The following is a 13,105-nucleotide window of genomic DNA, read 5'->3' on the forward strand; positions in this document are numbered from 1 at the left end:
GTGGCTGATCAGGGTTCGAGTAGGGCATGGCATACCCGTGCGGTGTTGGCCTGGCCCTACTCGGCAAACACACCACTGAACGAGGCAAGAGAATAGGCATGTTAGCTGACATCAAGATTGTAGAAATCTGTGGCATCGGGCCCGGACCGTTCTGCGCCATGCATCTGGCAGATCTGGGCGCCCAGGTCATCGCCGTTGAGCGCGGCGAAGCGTCTTCTGCCACAGGCCAGAGTGCGGCGAAAAACGCGATGAATCGGGGCAAACGCTCGGTGATTGCCGACCTGAAAACACCCGAGGGGCGCGCGGCCGTGCTCAAGCTGATCGAAAGCGCAGACGCGTTGATCGAAGGTATGCGTCCTGGGGTGATGGAACGGCTGGGTCTGGGCCCAGAGGTGCTCCTGGCGCGCAACCCGAAGCTGGTCTACGGGCGTATGACCGGTTGGGGCCAGGATGGCCCGTTGGCCAAGGCGGCAGGCCACGACAACAACTACATTTCCCTGTCTGGGGCGCTGTACTACTGCGGTACCGAGGGCCAAGCGCCATCTTCGCCGATAACCATGATCGGCGACATTGGCGGTGGGGCGCTTTATCTTGCGGTCGGGCTGCTGGCCGGGATCCTCAATGCGCGCACGACCGGCAAAGGCACTGTGGTCGATGCGGCCATCGTCGACGGCTCGGCGCACATGATGCAGCTGTTGATGTCGATGGCGTCACGTGGCGCAATTCTAGAGCAGCGCGGCAAGAGTATGCACGATGGCTCGCATTTCTACGCCACGTACCGCTGTGCCGATGGCCATTACATTTCCTTGGGGGCGATGGAGCCACAGTTTTATGCGTTGCTGCTGGAAAAGTTGGACCTCAGTGAAGACGCCCGCTTCGTACGGCAATGGGACACGGATCGCTGGAGCGAACAGCGCGCGGCATTCGAGAGCATCTTTGGCAGCCGTACCCGTGCGCAGTGGTGCGAGCTGTTCGAAGGTACAGACGTGTGTTTCGCGCCGGTGCTCAGCCCGCGTGAATCTTCCGAGCATCCGCATATGACCGCGCGAGACGTGTACTTCAGGCGCGACGGCATGTTACAGGCTCACCCTGCACCACGCTTCGACGGTCAAGTGCTGACTCCGAGGGCAACGCCCACCCGCGGCGAACATACAGAACACGTCTTAGCGGCGCTTGATGCCGATAGCGAAGGTCTTTGGTCATGAAGCATCGATAGCGAGTTGTGGCCGTACGCTGGTGCTGTCACGAAGACCCAGTATGGCGCGTTGCTTCAGCTGATACGCAAACAACCGATAAGCACCCGTCTACCCCCGGCGGTGTATGTACAACCTCAATGCTGCATTGATAGCGTTACCTCCACTTCCTGTTTACGTCACACCGCTTTTCATTAAAAAAACAATAGTGGAGAGGTGCGTTATGAGTAGTTTGAAGTTGAGCCGCAGCCTGGGGTTCTGGGCCGCCTACTCCACATCGGTGGGCTTGGTCGTTTCGGGTACGGCCATGGTGGCGCTGGGTAATGGCTACGGTGTTTCCGGGCCTGCCTTCAGCATCGTAGCGCTGGTGGCTCTGGTGGTGATTCTGTGCATTGCCATGTCCTATTCCGAACTGGCTGCGATGCTGCCGGGAGCCGGCATGGTGGGCGAGTACACACTGCCTGCACTGGGCAAACTACCAGCCCTGTTTGCGGTACTGGCTGGCTACATCGTCCTGGTCGGCACCGACGGCGGCACCAACATGATCATCGGTGGCCAGTCACTGGAGCGATTGACCGGGTGGCCGTGGTATCTGTTTTCCCTGGGGATCCTGGCAGTACTGGTGGCAATCAATCTGAAAGGTGTGGACCTGTTCGGTCGCGTACAAACGACGCTGGCCATCGCCATGATGCTGATGCTTGGCCTCGTAGGAGCCTGGGGCTTGTCCGGCTTCGAAACGGCCCCGCAGCTGGTCGAACAACCCGCTTTCTCAGTAGCCTCCTGGCAAGATCAACTCGGCCATTTGAGCCTGGCGATCTGGCTTTTCATCGGAATGGAGTTCGTAGCGCCCTTGGCCGAGGAAGTCAAAAATCCGGGTCGAACCATCCCCCTGGCAATGATTTTCGGCTGTGCAAGCATCTGGTTGGTCGATCTGTTGTTTGGCTTGAGCATCACCCGCTACTTGTCGCTGGAAGAACTGGCGGCCTCGACAATCCCCCATGTTGATGGGGCTGCGGCCATGCTCGGACAACCTGGGTTGATCCTCATGGGCAGTATCTCGATTCTGGCGGCGGTCACTACCTGTGACACCTACCTGATCGCCGTGCCGCGCATGCTCTACGGTCTGTCACGGGAAGGCATGCTGCCGAAGATCTTTTCCTGGCTGCACCCCACGGCAAGAACCCCCTGGTTCAGTATCTTCTTTGTTGTGGCGCTGATCCTTATCGTGTTGGTCTACGCCATGGCCAATCATGCTGACATCGCGCTGATCACCATGATGATCAGCGTGGCCTGTACTACGTGGCTGATGTCGTACCTGATCGCTCAGGTCAATGTGCTGGTACTGCGCGTGAAGTACCCCAATGCCCACCGTCCTTTCCGTACGCCGCTTTACCCGCTACCCCAATTGATTGGGATCGGGGCATGCCTGTACATGATTGGCTCACTGGTTGCCGATGCCCAGGTACTGGGTATTGCCGTGGTGTGCTCGGCGTTGATCCTGGCGTTTGGCGTTATCTACCTGAAGAAGACCGGGCAGGCCTTGTTCCAGCCGGTGCCCCTTGATGAGGTGCTGCGCCGGATTGTGCATCGTTCCGAGTCTATCGATGAGCCTGGTGACGGGGCCGAGAGCGCCTTACTTGCCCAGTTGAAACGCCAGTAACCAGACATCGGAGTAGGGCATGGATCTTTATTCGATCATCGACCGTCGCGCGCAACAGATGCTTCGGGATACGGTTTCACGCTTTGACCAGTACATGGGTTATGACGGTGCTGAGGGTGTACGCGCCGTGTCGGCCCTTGACCATTGTCTGGCGGCAAATGATCTGGTTCTTGAACATCGCTTGTCCAGCAAGGTGATTGGACGCATTTACACCTGTCGCTGGCGTTGGAAAGTTGCGGTGGACTTAGGCGCCGCCTCTATGGTGATTCGTCTGCGCTACCGCGGTTGGAAGCCTTCAAGCCGAACAGCGAGTTTCGTCGGCAATCCGGGCAGTAGAGGCTTGCGTGATCAACTGAGTGCCAGTGCGGTTGTGCTTCCCCTGTGTGTGGCCATGGAACTGGGGGGCTTGTGTATCCGTTACCACGCGGTGGACAAAACCTGTGAGGTGGAGTTGAGCCCGAACTATGGGGACTTTGTCTGGATGCTCATACCACCGGTGAAATACGGCCGCCAACCGACACCCGCTGAGGTGGACAGCACGGTGCTGCTCATCCAACACATCTCTTTGATTGTTCAAGCCACTAGTTCCCTAGCATTAGCAAGCTGAGCGTATTCATCAATCAGCCACCCGTGCACAGGCTTCCACCCGTGCGCGAGGGGCAGTGTTGCCAAAAAACGTTACTTCATGAGGACGTAGTTATGTTGGACTCAAACAAGAAAACCATGACAGCCGCTATTCTTCGTGAGTTGGGCGGGCCGCTGAACCTTGAGCAAGTACCGATTCCACAGCCAGGCATCGGTGAAATACTGATCAAAGTCGTGGCCTGTGGCGTATGCCACAGTGATGTGCATGCTTGCGATGGCGACTGGCCTACACCGCCCAATCTGCCGTTGATTCCCGGCCATGAAGTAACCGGACATATTGCCCAGGTGGGCGAGGGGGTCACTGGCTATTCGGTCGGCGACACGGTGGGCGTGCCATGGATGTACAGCGCCTGCGGCGCTTGTGAGTATTGCCGTGCCGGCATGGAGACTATTTGCAAACAAGGCGAGGCCACCGGCTACAGCAAACCGGGAGGCTATGCCGAGTACATGATTGCACCGGCGGCGTTCGTGGCAAAAGTACCGGAGGGCGCTGACTTGTACGCCCTTGCCCCGATTCTCTGCGCCGGGGTTACGACCTATCGCGGGCTTAAGCGTTCGGGAGCCCGTCCGGGGCAGTGGATGGCTGTTATCGGGATTGGTGGCCTGGGCCATGTGGCGGTGCAGTATGCCAAGGCCATGGGCCTGAGAGTTGTCGCCGTTGACGTCAGCGATGAAAAACTGGAACTGGCCCACCGCTTGGGCGCCGAGCGCGTTTACAACGTGTTGAAAGACCCTGAAAGTGCGATTCACGCAGAGCTGGGCGGGGTGCATGGCGTGCTGGTGACGGCCACGTCCAACAAGGCATTCGAGTTGGCAGTGAAACTGCTGCGTCCCGGCGGTACCGCGATCTACATTGGCCAACCGGGCGGCGCTGCCGATGAGGTACGCAGCTCCATCGACCGCATCGTCAACTGGGAGCTAACTATCCGCGGCTCCAACGTCGGCACCCGGCAAGACCTGCATGAGGCGGTGGAGTTCGCCGCCAATGGCTTGGTCGCGGTTCAGGCGAGCTTGACCACCCTGGAAGAGATCGGCGAGATTTTCGCGCAGATTCGCCAAGGAACGGTGGTGGGCCGCAAAGTGCTGAAAATTTCCTGAACCGGGTCCGGTTGGCGCGCAAGCGCCAACTGCGTTGCTTGCTTGGAGCTCAATCATGAATGCCGATACTCAGCTTTACATCAATGGCCAATGGGTAGATCCGGTCGAAGGTGGGACCTTCGATACGTTCGATCCGAGCAGCGAGGCACCGATCGCCAAGGTTGCCGCTGCCACCGCTGCCGACGTCGACCTGGCGGTGCAGGCTGCACGCCACGCCTTCGATGAGGGGCCTTGGCCACACATGAACGGCGCAGCTCGCGCCACCGTACTGCGTCGAATTGCCCAAGGCATCCGTGAACGTCAGCAGGCGCTGGCCGAGCTGGAGGTGCGCGACAACGGCAAACCGCTGCCCGAGGCCCTTTGGGATATCGGTGACAGCGCTGGCTGTTTTGATTTTTATGCCGATCTCGCCGAAGGCCTGGATGCTAACCAAGAACAAACCGTGGCCTTGGCCGATGAGCGCTTCAGCTCGGTGGTGCGCAAGGAGCCGGTGGGCGTGGCCGGTGCGATCATCCCGTGGAACTTCCCCATGCTGATGGCAGCCTGGAAAGTGGCTCCGGCCTTGGCCGCCGGTTGTTGCATGGTCCTCAAGCCGTCCGAGCTGACCCCTTTGACTGCGCTAGAGCTGGCGCGCATCGCTGATGCTGCCGGGCTGCCTGCCGGGGTGTTGAATGTGCTTCCAGGCTTGGGCCAGGACGCCGGCGCTGCGCTGGCCGAGCATCCGGGTATCGACAAATTGGCCTTCACCGGCAGCGTGCCCACCGGCAGCAGGATCATGCAGGCGGCCGCGAACGACATCAAGAACATCAGCCTGGAGCTGGGCGGCAAATCGCCATTCATCATTTTTGCAGACAGCGATATCGAGGCGGCTGTCGAGTGGATCATGTTTGGCATTTTCTGGAATCAGGGGCAGGTGTGCTCAGCCACGTCTCGGGTGCTGGTCCAGCGAGATCTCTACGCACCATTGCTCGAACGCTTACGGCAAGAGGCCGAAAAAGTCCGCATCGGTAATGGCCTGGAAGGCGGCGTGTTGCTCGGACCGCTGGTGAGCAAGGGGCAGTACGATAAGGTATTGACCGCCATCGCCGCCGGGAAAGAGGAGGGCGCTCGACTTGTTTATGGTGGTACACGTCCGGCCGGCTTCGACAAAGGCTTTTACCTGCAACCGACCATCTTTGCTGATGTGCCGCCAGACAGCTGGATCTGGCGCGAGGAAATTTTCGGTCCGGTGGTGTGCATCCGCCCGTTTGACGATGAAACTGAGGCGGTGCGTTCAGCCAACAGCTCGCGTTTCGGTCTGGCGGCAGCCGTGATGTCTAAAGACCTGGCACGTGCTGAGCGAGTGGCGCGTAAGCTGCGCGCTGGCATTGTCTGGATCAATTGCTCACAGCCGACCTTCACCGAGGCACCCTGGGGCGGCTACAAACAGAGTGGTATCGGTCGCGAGTTGGGCGAGTGGGGATTGAACAACTACCTGGAAATCAAACAGATCACCCGCTACGACAGTGATCAGGACTGGGGCTGGTACCTTAAATAAAACCGATGCAACGGTGGCGTCATTGAAGATACCCTCAAGCGCCACCGTGTTACTCCACTGGTCTTCCCGAATCCTTTGAGGTTTGCTGTCATGCAACTGCATCTGACTGATTGGACTCGTAGCGTTGTCGATGTGCTGACGCAGCCTCCCGGTGGCCATCAGCTGCGGGCGCTAGCCGCCTGGCTGAGGCGATTGAGCATCGCCGATCACTTCGTACTTTTCATTTATGAAGGCAGCTATCGCCCGCTCGCGCTGTTTGACACCTTTACCCCCGAGCAGCGCTGTATTTTCATTGATGAGTACCAGACCGGTCCTTACCTGCTGGATCCGTTCTACCTGGCCAGCCACCCGGACCAGGCAGACGGCGTGTACAGCATGCGTCAGCTGGCACCCGACCAGTTCTACAACAGCGAATACTTTCTTACCTACTATCACCATCTGGGCTTGTGCGAAGAAGTCGGCTTCTTCATCACCTTGCGCCCTGGCACCCATGCCGTGCTGTCGCTGATGCGGCGACGAGGGCGAACGAGGTTCTATGATGATGAAATAAGACAACTGGAAAGCGCTCTCCCGGTTGTCGGCGCGGCTGTGCGCGCAGCGTGGGAGGCAAACAGTCAGGCCACTGCCAGACCGGTGGATGACCATGACCATCTGGTCCAGGAAGCGTTTGCTAACTTTGGACGTGGCTCTTTGACTGAGCGTGAGTGTGAAGTCGTCCGGCTGTTGTTACAAGGACACTCCAGTCAATCCATTGCGCAGAAGTTGCGAATCAGCCCGGCGACGGTAAAGGTTCACCGGAAAAATCTATATGAGAAGCTGGGTATTGGCAGTCAGTCCGAATTGTTGGCGCTGTTCATCCAAGCGATCAAGGGAGAATCGTCCAGGTTGCTGATGCTCAGTTGAGCACTACGGCCCACACCGGTTATCGATGAACAGCGCCAATTGGGCAAGGATACTGAACCTGTGCACGCCTGAGAGGCCTGCACGGTTCCGCTGTTCAAGGGGCGGGGGTATCCCGCGAGTAAAGCGTTTTCAGCACATACCCCAGTGACGCTGCCAGGGTTTGGCCATGGCTCAGTCCATCGAAACTGTGATATTTCAGCGTCAAACCAGGTAGCCCTTGCAGATCCGTCACCAACTGTCGCGCCAGGCGATCCGCGTGCGGGTCAGCCGGCCCACGCGGAGATGTCGGCTCGGCGCTGCCGCGCATCAGCAACAGCTGAGCCTGCTGTCCGTGCAGGCGTTGTTCAAGGCCCCTGGTTTGCGCGAGGATCGCTTGCTCACCCCACCACAACGACGGGCTGGCCGCCGCATAGTGACGGAACTCTCCCGGTTGCTTGAACAACGCCTGCAGTACCAACAGGCCACCGTAGGAGTGCCCCCATAGCGTTTGCTCGCGGGTATTGATCGGCACCTGTGCGGCCACGGCCGGGCGAATGCGTTGGCGCAAGAGGTCGAGAAACGCGTCGGCACCGCCGCTGGGTTGTCCCGTCAGTGGGTCTTGCTGGGTCGCCACGCCTGCAACACGTGGGGTGTAATCGAAGGTGCGGGCGTTGCGCTCGATGCGCAGCGGTGTCTGGTAACCGATGGCCACCAGCAGCGGCGCACGGCTTGGCTCCAGCCGCTTGAGCTGCTCGGCATCCAGCGCACCGATCGCAGCGTTGCCATCGAGCATCCACAGCACCGGGTAGCCGTCCTTCGGGGCAGGGTGGCGCGGTTGGCCGATCCAAAGCTGGTAATGGCGCTGGCCGTCGGCCGAGTCCAGTTGCAGACTGCTGAAGCGGTAGGACAGATCCTGGCGTTGTAGCAGTTGGCTGTCCATCGGCTGGTCCGGCGCCGGCTGCGCCTGGGGCGCAAGCCCAGGCAACAGCATCGCGAAGGCCCAGGCCAGGGGCCGGGTAAAAGGTCTCATCAGGCGATCTCGTTATAGGTTCAGAACGATGCGGTCAGGCTGGTGTACAGGGTGCGCCCGGGTTCGTTATAGGTCGCTGCGCCAGCGCCTGCGATGTTGTTCACGCCTTGGGCGTTGCCTTCGCGGTACAGGCGTTTGTCGAACAGGTTGTCGACCCCGGCGGTCAGGCTCAGGTTGCGGGTAATGGCATAGGTGCCACTGACGCCGGCAATGGCGTAGGGCGACAGTTGGTTGTTGGCGCTGCCCGTCACGCGGTCGCCGTGGTAGTCGTATTTTTTCGGCGTCTGCTTGCCGTACCAGGCGACGCTCGCCTGCAGTGACAGGTCTTCGCTGGCCTGCCAATCGAGCATTGAATTGAGGGTGAAGCGCGGGGTCACCGAGAGATAATCGCCGGTCTCCTTGTTTTTCGATTGCAGCATGTAGGTGAAGTTGTTGTTCCAGGTCAGTTGCGTGGCCAGTGGAATGGTCAAGGTGCCTTCCAGGCCTTCGACCAGTGCCTTGGGCACGTTCTCCCACTGGTACACCGCTGCGTTGGCATTGCTGCCGCTGCCACCTGAGGCTTGGTCTACGGGTGCCAGGCCGGACTCGACCTTGTTCTTGTAGTCGTTGCGAAAGTACGTCAGGCCAGCCACCCAGCCATTGGCCTTGTACTCCAGCCCCAGTTCCTTGTTGATGCTGGTCTCGGCCTTGAGGTTCTCGTTGCCCTGCAGGTAGCAACTGGTGGTTTGTCCATAGCAGCCCTGGCCACGGCTGTAGAGCAGGTAGTCAGGGTTCAATTGGTACAGGTTCGGTGCCTTGTAGGCCCGGGCGATACCCGCCTTGAGGGTCAGGGTCTGGCTCAGGGCATGGGACAGGTTGAGCGAGGGGCTCCAGTTGTCGCCGACGATGCTGTGGTGGTCGAAGCGCAGGCCTGGGGTGAGCATGGTACCGGGCGCCAGCTCGATATTGTCCTCGGCGAACAGCGAGAAGATCTGCGCCGCCGACGACGTGTCGCGCCCGCTGCTGGCCAGGCCGTCGACCGCGCCGCCTTCGCTGGTGCTCTGGGTGTTGGCGCTGGGGTCGTCGAGTTTCTGCTGCATCCACTCGCTGCCCAGGGTCAGGGTCTGGTCAAGGCCGACGCGCAGGGGCAAATTGACCTCGCCGTGGGCGGTGAGGTCGCGCAGCACCGCGGTGTAGAAGCTGGTATCGCTGAAAATGCCCTCGGTGCCGCCAGCCAGGCCCTCGTTGATGCGGCTGTTACGGGTTTTTTCGTATTGCAGGTAGGCCATGGAGCTGCCGAAGTCCCATTCGCCGCGATGGGTCAGCGAGTAGTTTTCACGGTAGGTGCGGTTGGTTTCGTGGCCGAGCATGCTCTTTACATTGGCGTTGCTGTTGGTGTTCTGGGTATCGCCGGTATAGAGGTTGCCCTGGCGGCTGAACCCGGCCTCGATATCCACCGTCTGCTCCGGGGTCAAACGCCAGCTGAGCAAACCGTTGAGGTCCTTGTTGCGCACGCCTTCGCGGCCAGCGGGCAGGGTTCCAGCCTGATTACCGGTGCGCTCCGATTCGTGGCCTTGGTTGATGTCCCAATCATCGGCGTCGGTCTTGGCCACATTGCCATAGACCCGGTAACTGAGGTTCTCGGTCAGCGGGCCATTGAGGCCGAAGCTCATGCGCTTGGTCGCGCCTTCGTCCTTGTGCGTCGGGAAGGAGGTGTACACCGTGGCGTTGCCGTGGGTTTCGGTCCCGGCCTGCTTGGTGATGATGTTGATCACCCCGCCGGCCGCGCCGTTACCGTAACGGGCAGCAGCGGGGCCACGGATGACCTCGATTCGCTCGACCTGGTCGGCCGGCACCCAGTTGGTGTCGCCACGGCTGTCACGCTCGCCGCGCCAGCCGTAGCGCACGGAGTTGCGGCTGCCGACCGGCTTGCCGTCGACCAGAATCAGGGTGTTCTCCGGGCCCATGCCACGAATGTCGATCTGGCGGTTGTTGCCACGCTGGCCGCTGGTGGAGTTGCCGGTCAGGTTGACTCCCGGCATGGTGCGGATGATTTGCGACAGGTCGTTGGCGGGCGGGCGCTTCTGGATGTCTTCAGCCGTGATCACCGACACGCCTGGGGCCTGTTTGGTCTCTTCTTTGGCGGTGGCGACGATGGTCTGGGTCTGTAGTACCAACGCTGGCGGTTGGCCGTTCTCTGGGCTTTCGGTGGCGGCGTGTACGGCGCAGGACAGCAGGTAGCAGCTGGACAGCAGGAAGGGAACCAAAGGGCGCAGCGAACGGGACGACATCGTTGATCTCCGGGGACAGCTTGGAACGGGAAGATCACGAATGATAATGACTGTTATTTGATAGTAAAGCGCATTAACTTTCTAAACACTTCTCGCCTCCTGCCGCGGGTAACAACAGGTGTAGGCACAGCCCGGGCTGGCCATTGCTGGCCCATAAACGGCCCTGCTGCAGCTCGATAGCGCGGCGGGCAATGGCCAGGCCGAGGCCGAAGCCCTCGCTGCTGTGGTTGGCCAGGCGTTGGTAGGGCAGGAAGATCCGTTCCAGGTCCTGCTCGTCGACTCCGGGACCGTGATCCCTCAGGCACAGGTGCCAGCAGTCACCCTCGCGGCGTCCGCTCAAGCTTACCTGGCCGTCTACCGGCGAGTGGCGGATGGCGTTGCGCAACAGGTTTTCCAAGGCCTGAGCCAGGCTGTCGAGGTGTACCTGCACGTAACAGTCCAGGCCCAGGGAGCAGGGCAGGCGCGCGGGGTCCCAGGCGCTCTCGAAGCACGCGTCTTCGCGAAGCGCTTCCCATACCGAGAGCAGCAACACCGGTTCGGTAGGCAGTTGCGGGCGTTCGGTGTCCATCCACGCCAGGTCCAGGGTGTTTTCCAGCAGGCGCTGCATATCATCGATTTCGCGGTCCAGGCGCTGGCGCAGCTGTTCCGGCGCGAGGCCGCTGTCATGGGCAATGCGCAGGCGGGCCAATGGCGTACGCAGCTCGTGGGACAGGGTGCGCAACAACATCCGCTGCTGGCCCAGGCTCTGGCGCAGACGCTCGGCCATGTGCTCGAAGGCCTGCGCCAGCTCACCGAGTTCGTCACGTCGGTCGAGCAGTGGCATACCCGGCCCGTCGCTGTCCAGGTCGTCGGCGCGTAGGGCATCGGCGCGGTTACGCAGGCGGTTGAGCGGTACCACCAGGTGGCGATAGATCAGCAGGCCGAGGAGGGCGGCCAGCAGGGTTGGCAGCAAGCCGTGGCTGATCAGGTGGGTCCAGGGCGTGAGGCCACCGGGCAGCAAGTGCTCGGGCAACTGCAAGACCAAACGCCCCTGTTCCGGGTGCTGCGGAAACTCAATGCTGACATAGGGCAACTCATCCTGCAGGCGACGGCTCATTGGCCAGTCGAGCTTGCGCATAAAGGTCAGGTGGCCGGCTTCTTCGGCACTCAGCGGTGTGCTGCCCAGGCTTTGCAGGTGCGGGCCTATGATCGCCACCCAGGTGTCTTCTTTGGCCGCCAGTTCGGCGCGATAACGCTCTATTCCGGCTTCGCCTTCACGGCGCCAGATGTCCTGTGCCTGCTGCGCGTAACGCGCCAGATAGACACGGTCAGCGGGGTCGAGAAAATAGGTCTGGCGTTCCGCTGACAGGCCCCAGATCCAGATGATCCAGGTCAGCAACAGGCAGAAGCAGACTTGCAACAGGGCCAGCTTCCACAGCAGGGGGTGACGGCGCATCAGGTGTTTTCCGTTTCCATCAGCAGATAACCCTGGCTGCGCACTGCCTGGATCTGCACATGGTGCGCGCCGACCGCGCTTAGCTTGCGCCGCAGGTTGCAGACATGCACATCAAGCCCGCGATCGAGACGGGTGTAGATCCGGTGCAGCACGTGCTGATAGAGAAACACCTTACTCAATGCCTCACCCGGGTGCTCGTACAGGGTGACCAGCAAACGGTATTCGGAAGCAGTCAAGCCAGCGTAGCGGCCTTGATGGGTGATGTCCTGAGCGGGTTCGTCGAACCGCAGCGCGCCGTCCTGCCGGGTCGTCGGTGCACGTTGTACCATCGCCATGCGCCGCAGCAGCGCATCGACGCGGGCATCCAGTTCAGCCAGGCTGAACGGCTTGGGCAGGTAGTCGTCGGCGCCCCGGGTAAAACCGGTAATCCGGTGCTGCTCGGCACCCAGCGCCGACATCAGCATCACCGGTATGTTCTGGTTGCTGCGCAAGGATTCGAGCAGCGATAACCCGTCCAGACCGGGCAGCATGATATCCAGCAGTACCAGGTCGAAGCGCTTGGTCTGTACAGCAACCAGCCCAAGGGAGCCGTCTGCGCAGGCGGTGACGACAAAGTTGCGCTGGCGGAAGTGCGCGGTCAGATCGTTGCGCAGCCTAGCGTCGTCTTCTACCAAAAGCAGGTTAGGGGGCATGATTTCTTTGATTTAATGAGAATGGTTCACAGTCGCGAATATCTCATTTTTATCAAGGCTGTGCAATTGTACGAAGCGTCACAGGGGAGTGACGAGCAAGCCCCCGCAAACGGGCTGCCAACCTTTCTGGTCGGCGTTATGCTGAGCGCCTAACCCTTGGACATTCAACATGCGTACCTTGATGCTGTTACTCGCTGCCTGTGTTGTCGCAGGTTGTCAGGCGCCGTTGCCGGTGGCGAATCCACAGATGGCCTGGGTCGATTTCTCTACGCCATTCCCTAATGACCGATTGCTCTTGGCTGAGCGCCTGGATAAGCAGAGGCTGAGCGACGGGCGCTTTTTCCAAGTCACCCCTGGCAGCCATGAACTGATCGTTCGGTTTAACTTCGAAGTGGCCGGCGGCGCGGGCGTAGGTTTGATGGGCGGCCCGTCCGTACGCCTTTGTTACCTGACCCTCAATTACGCGCATTTCGAAGCGGGCAAACGTTATGTGCTTGAGGGGCGCTCGATGGCGTTCACGCCTGAAGGGCGGTTGTACAACGACAAGCGTGAGATTGTTGCAGAAGTCAGCGACTTTTATTGCCTGATGTGAGGTGAAGCAGCGCCCAGTCGATTGGTCTGAGAATGAAAATTGATCTGGCTCCAATACCGGTGTTTCAATGC

Annotated in this window: 11 protein-coding genes; 7 read left to right on the top strand and 4 right to left on the bottom strand. The window is 60.4% G+C overall.

The features are described from left to right. Positions 1-98 precede the first annotated feature (98 nt). From CX511_RS13150 to CX511_RS13175, 6 genes are all read left to right on the top strand, one after another. Positions 99-1,205, top strand: coding sequence for a CaiB/BaiF CoA transferase family protein (locus tag CX511_RS13150; protein ID WP_101293636.1), 1,107 nt, complete (start codon positions 99-101; stop codon positions 1,203-1,205). Positions 1,206-1,416: 211 nt separating this feature from the next. Next, the gene (locus tag CX511_RS13155) at positions 1,417-2,853 is read left to right on the top strand and encodes an APC family permease (RefSeq protein WP_101293635.1); all 1,437 of its coding nucleotides are present in this window, start codon (positions 1,417-1,419) and stop codon (positions 2,851-2,853) included. Positions 2,854-2,872: 19 nt separating this feature from the next. Continuing rightward, the gene (locus tag CX511_RS13160) at positions 2,873-3,460 is read left to right on the top strand and encodes a DUF3156 family protein (RefSeq protein WP_101293634.1); all 588 of its coding nucleotides are present in this window, start codon (positions 2,873-2,875) and stop codon (positions 3,458-3,460) included. Between the two features lie 92 nt (positions 3,461-3,552). Continuing rightward, positions 3,553-4,596, top strand: a complete 1,044-nt coding sequence (locus tag CX511_RS13165; RefSeq protein WP_231353295.1) for an alcohol dehydrogenase catalytic domain-containing protein — start codon at positions 3,553-3,555, stop codon at positions 4,594-4,596. A gap of 55 nt (positions 4,597-4,651) precedes the next feature. Next, complete coding sequence (locus tag CX511_RS13170; RefSeq protein WP_101293633.1) at positions 4,652-6,133, top strand: aldehyde dehydrogenase family protein; 1,482 nt, start codon at positions 4,652-4,654, stop codon at positions 6,131-6,133. A gap of 90 nt (positions 6,134-6,223) precedes the next feature. Further along, positions 6,224-7,036, top strand: a complete 813-nt coding sequence (locus CX511_RS13175; protein ID WP_101293632.1) for a LuxR C-terminal-related transcriptional regulator — start codon at positions 6,224-6,226, stop codon at positions 7,034-7,036. A 94-nt stretch (positions 7,037-7,130) separates the two neighbouring features. Here CX511_RS13175 and CX511_RS13180 read toward each other — a convergent pair whose 3' ends face one another. The 4 genes from CX511_RS13180 to CX511_RS13195 form a co-directional block, all read right to left on the bottom strand. Next, positions 7,131-8,045: an alpha/beta hydrolase gene (locus tag CX511_RS13180; protein ID WP_101293631.1), complete on the bottom strand. Its 915-nt coding sequence runs from the start codon at positions 8,043-8,045 to the stop codon at positions 7,131-7,133. Positions 8,046-8,065: 20 nt separating this feature from the next. Continuing rightward, a complete protein-coding gene (locus tag CX511_RS13185) occupies positions 8,066-10,315 on the bottom strand; it encodes a TonB-dependent siderophore receptor (RefSeq protein ID WP_101293630.1) in 2,250 nt (749 codons plus the stop codon). Positions 10,316-10,388: 73 nt separating this feature from the next. Continuing rightward, a complete protein-coding gene (locus CX511_RS13190; RefSeq protein ID WP_045185096.1) occupies positions 10,389-11,750 on the bottom strand; it encodes a HAMP domain-containing sensor histidine kinase in 1,362 nt (453 codons plus the stop codon). Further along, the gene (locus tag CX511_RS13195) at positions 11,750-12,442 is read right to left on the bottom strand and encodes a response regulator transcription factor (RefSeq protein ID WP_101293629.1); all 693 of its coding nucleotides are present in this window, start codon (positions 12,440-12,442) and stop codon (positions 11,750-11,752) included. The genes CX511_RS13190 and CX511_RS13195 overlap by 1 nt, the downstream gene beginning before the upstream one ends. A gap of 169 nt (positions 12,443-12,611) precedes the next feature. Between CX511_RS13195 and CX511_RS13200 the strand changes: the two genes are divergently transcribed. After that, positions 12,612-13,034: a PA0061/PA0062 family lipoprotein gene (locus CX511_RS13200; protein ID WP_101293628.1), complete on the top strand. Its 423-nt coding sequence runs from the start codon at positions 12,612-12,614 to the stop codon at positions 13,032-13,034. The last annotated feature ends 71 nt before the right edge of the window (positions 13,035-13,105 follow it).

Source organism: Pseudomonas sp. S06B 330 (genome assembly GCF_002845275.2).
GTDB lineage: Bacteria > Pseudomonadota > Gammaproteobacteria > Pseudomonadales > Pseudomonadaceae > Aquipseudomonas.

What these genes read in the sequence shown, in the direction of transcription:
- CX511_RS13150 (WP_101293636.1), top strand. Translation starts at nt 99, where the DNA reads ATGTTAGCTGACATCAAGATTGTAGAAATCTGTGGCATCGGGCCCGGA.
- CX511_RS13155 (WP_101293635.1), top strand. Translation starts at nt 1,417, where the DNA reads ATGAGTAGTTTGAAGTTGAGCCGCAGCCTGGGGTTCTGGGCCGCCTAC.
- CX511_RS13160 (WP_101293634.1), top strand. Translation starts at nt 2,873, where the DNA reads ATGGATCTTTATTCGATCATCGACCGTCGCGCGCAACAGATGCTTCGG.
- CX511_RS13165 (WP_231353295.1), top strand. Translation starts at nt 3,553, where the DNA reads ATGTTGGACTCAAACAAGAAAACCATGACAGCCGCTATTCTTCGTGAG.
- CX511_RS13170 (WP_101293633.1), top strand. Translation starts at nt 4,652, where the DNA reads ATGAATGCCGATACTCAGCTTTACATCAATGGCCAATGGGTAGATCCG.
- CX511_RS13175 (WP_101293632.1), top strand. Translation starts at nt 6,224, where the DNA reads ATGCAACTGCATCTGACTGATTGGACTCGTAGCGTTGTCGATGTGCTG.
- CX511_RS13180 (WP_101293631.1), bottom strand. Translation starts at nt 8,045, where the DNA reads ATGAGACCTTTTACCCGGCCCCTGGCCTGGGCCTTCGCGATGCTGTTG.
- CX511_RS13185 (WP_101293630.1), bottom strand. Translation starts at nt 10,315, where the DNA reads ATGTCGTCCCGTTCGCTGCGCCCTTTGGTTCCCTTCCTGCTGTCCAGC.
- CX511_RS13190 (WP_045185096.1), bottom strand. Translation starts at nt 11,750, where the DNA reads ATGCGCCGTCACCCCCTGCTGTGGAAGCTGGCCCTGTTGCAAGTCTGC.
- CX511_RS13195 (WP_101293629.1), bottom strand. Translation starts at nt 12,442, where the DNA reads ATGCCCCCTAACCTGCTTTTGGTAGAAGACGACGCTAGGCTGCGCAAC.
- CX511_RS13200 (WP_101293628.1), top strand. Translation starts at nt 12,612, where the DNA reads ATGCGTACCTTGATGCTGTTACTCGCTGCCTGTGTTGTCGCAGGTTGT.